Genomic DNA, 3,654 nt, shown 5'->3' with positions numbered 1-3,654 from the left:
ACAAAAGAAGTGCCTCACGAAATTGATATAGACGGACACAAGGTTAGCTGTTTCTTATACAGGTGATAAAATGAATGAAGTTATTTTAGAAGCTAAAAATGTATCGAAGTCCTTTCAAAAAAAGGGCCACGACAAGTTTTTGGCAGTAGATAATATATCTTTTAAACTAAATAAAGCAAAGACTCTCGGCATAGTTGGCGAAAGTGGATCGGGTAAATCCACTCTTGCAAGATGTATAATGGGTCTATATAATGATGCAGAAGGCGAGATAATCTATAAAGATATAGATATTCTAAAGGCAGATAAAAGGAAGCTGCGCGAGATTAGACGAGACATTCAAATGGTCTTTCAAGATCCTTACTCATCTCTTAACCCAAGAAAGACATGTAAAGAGATAATTGCATCGGGAATTAGAAATCTTTTGGGAGAAAGAGACAAAAAGAAAATTGACAAAAAGGTGCTAGAGACCATGGAAATATGTGGTCTTACTAAAGCTCACATGGACAGATACCCTCATGAATTTTCAGGTGGTCAGAGACAGAGAATTTCCATTGCAAGAGCTCTTGCAGTTGATCCACAAATTATCGTGGCAGACGAGCCAACATCTGCTCTTGATGTGTCCATACAGGCGCAAATCATAAATCTTTTGGAACAGCTTCAAGATGACTTTGGACTTGGAATAATATTTATATCCCACGACCTCTCTGTCGTTCGTCACATTTCAGATGACCTGCTTGTTATGAAAAGTGGAAAGCTAATTGAGTATGGAAAAAGCGAAGATATTTTTGAAAATCCAAAGGATGAATACACAGTAAGACTTTTGGATTCTGTTCCGGGTAAAACTTTGGCGGAGTATTTGTAGCTTAAGAGTGAAAAAATTAAATAATTGTGATAAACTAACTCTATAAATCAACGAAGTTTGATTTTAGAGTTTTTTTAAAGGAGTGACAAAATGCCTTTTGATGGTGATTACATAGATTACGATATGTCTAGAATTGATGAAGTAGAAGAACTCTTAGATGAAATTTGCGAAGAGATTCCAAAGTATGCTTTCGATCACCTAAATGGTGGAATAATTTTGTCAGAGGATGTAAAATATCATGAGGCGTCTGTAAATAAGCACTTGATAATTATGGGCGAGTACCAAAGGTCCATTCTCGGCAACATGATTACAATATATTATGGATCCTTCATGAAGATGTATGGATATTTAAGTAGAGATGAACTTAAAGATAAACTTCGTGATGTGCTCTTACACGAACTTCGCCATCACATGGAGTTTTTGGCGAATGAAGATGACCTCGTCGTGGAGGACAATAAATTTATAGCAGATTACAAAAAAAGGATGAAAGATGAATAAAATAAAGGGACATTTTTTCAGGGGCGTCGGCAAAGTTCTAGACGTTCTCCTAACATTATTAATAGTAATAGTAAATATTTTTGTAGATTTATTTTCTACACTTAGACAATTTTTCTTGGTAATTCTATCCATGGGTGGATGTTTGTTAATTTTTATACTCTTAAATCCACTATCTTGGGTCGCCATAGGAAGAAGCTGGGTATTCCCAATAATTATTTTGGCTCTAATTGTGCCAACTCTTGGATCAATTTCAGTTTCATTTTTAGAATATGCTCACTACACTGTGACAGAATATTTCTACGACAGGGCAAAGCACTACCTCTATGGGGAAGAAAATGAATTTGAAAACATCTCCGGCTACAGCCACGCCTATTGGCAAAAGAAGGAAAGAGAAAGACTTAAACAAGAAGAGGAGAGAAGGAAGAAAAGAGAAGAGGAATTCAACAAAAGGTTTAGAGAATTTGGTGGATTTACTTGGACAACTTTCGATAACTTCGAAGACTTTGAGGACTTCTTTGGAAATGGAAACTTCGGCGGGTATAATGCAGGGGATTACCAAAACTACACCGGTGGGAATCAAGGACATGCGCCAAACATGGGCATGGGATTTAAACAGCAATACGAAAAGGCCTGCGACACACTTGGAGTAAATTACAATGCCGACAAGTATGAAGTAAAACTTGCCTACAGGAAGATGGCAAAAAAATATCACCCAGACTTAAATAAAGAACCGGGCGCGAAAGAAAAATTCCAAGAGGTAAACGCAGCATATGAATTTTTAAACGACTCAAATATCGAGAGATATAAGAGTATGAATGGTACCAATTAATAATATAAAACCAAGGAAAACTTAAATTGGACTTTTGATAGAGTAGCAAAGCTCCAAAGAAATCTTATCCTATGGAAGAAATTGTAGGAAGTTCAACTTGAAGTAAATCGCCCGAAAAACGCACTGTTCGAGCGCAAGCGAGTTTGCGTTTTTCAGATTTACAAAAGTATGAACCTTCCCAATTTCTGTAATGAGATGAGATTTCTTGAGATTTGCCAAGATCATACCAAGGAAGACCTTGGTTTTTTTAATTTTATAATAAAACAGATTAAATAATTTGGACGATAATAGAACATATTGTAAAAAATAGTTTACATTACTTTATTTAAATGTTATATTCACCTTGGAGGTGTATTATGAAAATAAAAAATAAAGTATTAAAAGTTTCTACAGCCATTGCACTATCACTATCACTTGCAATGCCAATGGCGACATTTGCAGCAGGCCCAAAAGTTAAGTACACTCAGCCGGGAGTTACGGTACAAAGTGACGCCGCTTTTGTGAGATATGTATCAGTGGAAGATATCAAAAACTCATTAAAGGACAAGGGCCCAATTAATGTAAGTTTTGACATTGACGACACTCTACTTTTCTCAAGCCAATATTTTCAATACGGAAAGACTGTACTAACACCAGGTAGCTTTGACTTTTTAAAAGATCAAAAATTCTGGGACTATGTTGCACTCGAAGGGGACTCACACTCAATACCAAAACTTTCTGCAAAAGAATTAATCAAGATGCACATGGAAAGAGGAGACAATATTTACTTCATCACTGGCAGAACTAGAGGAAGCATGTACAAAGAAGGATACCTTGACAAAACTGCCAATAACTTAAAAAATTACTTTGAAATGAAGGAAGTAAACCCAATTGAGTATACTGCCGAAACTCCAAGAGATGGATTTAAATATGACAAGTCATACTACATTAAAAAACACAATGTATCAATCCACTACGGAGATAGCGACGACGATGTCTTAGCAGCAAGAGAAGCTGGCGCGAGACCAATAAGACTATTTAGAGCACCAAACTCAACAAATATGCCACTACCACAAGCAGGAGGATATGGCGAAGAAGTGCTTAGAAACTCTGCGTTCTAATAATTTTATATATTTAACATGCCAAGGAGAAATCCTTGGTTTTTTATTATATAATTTAAACAATAACTCACAATTTAGATGTAATCTAAAGAAAATGCCTTATAATAAATAATATAGAGTTTATCTAGAAATTAAAATTATTTCATCGATTAAAAGAGAGGGAATAATGAAAAAAAATGGGCTAAAAATAGCTTTTGTTACGTGGATAATAGTTATAATAATAGAAAAGTTCGTAGAGTTAAATTTAATTAGCGAGGCTTTAATATGGTTTTTTAATTTATTTTGTACTGATTAATTTAGCAGATAGGAAAGTAGTTAAATAAATTAGTAATGCTTTGTGTATAAGTTTTTGATGTTACAGTGAT

At 34.9% G+C, this 3,654-nt stretch carries 4 protein-coding genes; all 4 read left to right on the top strand.

The features are described from left to right. The first annotated feature begins 70 nt into the window (after positions 1–70). The 4 genes from ACOX6R_RS07605 to aphA all read left to right on the top strand — a co-directional run bounded on the left by ACOX6R_RS07605 (position 71) and on the right by aphA (position 3,289). Positions 71–862 carry an ABC transporter ATP-binding protein gene (locus ACOX6R_RS07605; protein WP_433448881.1) on the top strand — a complete coding sequence of 264 codons (792 nt, stop codon included), beginning with the start codon at positions 71–73 and terminating at the stop codon, positions 860–862. A gap of 90 nt (positions 863–952) precedes the next feature. Continuing rightward, positions 953–1,360 carry a metallopeptidase family protein gene (locus ACOX6R_RS07600; RefSeq protein WP_433448880.1) on the top strand — a complete coding sequence of 136 codons (408 nt, stop codon included), beginning with the start codon at positions 953–955 and terminating at the stop codon, positions 1,358–1,360. Beyond that, positions 1,353–2,189, top strand: coding sequence for a DnaJ domain-containing protein (locus ACOX6R_RS07595; RefSeq protein ID WP_433448879.1), 837 nt, complete (start codon positions 1,353–1,355; stop codon positions 2,187–2,189). The genes ACOX6R_RS07600 and ACOX6R_RS07595 overlap by 8 nt, the downstream gene beginning before the upstream one ends. 356 nt (positions 2,190–2,545) lie before the next feature. Next, on the top strand, positions 2,546–3,289 hold the full coding sequence (gene aphA / locus ACOX6R_RS07590; protein ID WP_433448878.1) for an acid phosphatase AphA: 744 nt from the start codon (positions 2,546–2,548) through the stop codon (positions 3,287–3,289). The last annotated feature ends 365 nt before the right edge of the window (positions 3,290–3,654 follow it).

This window comes from Peptoniphilus sp. (assembly GCF_050943655.1).
Lineage (GTDB): Bacteria > Bacillota > Clostridia > Tissierellales > Peptoniphilaceae > Peptoniphilus_A.
Note: the sequence above shows the minus strand (reverse complement) of the source record. Positions and strands in the feature narration are given on the sequence as shown.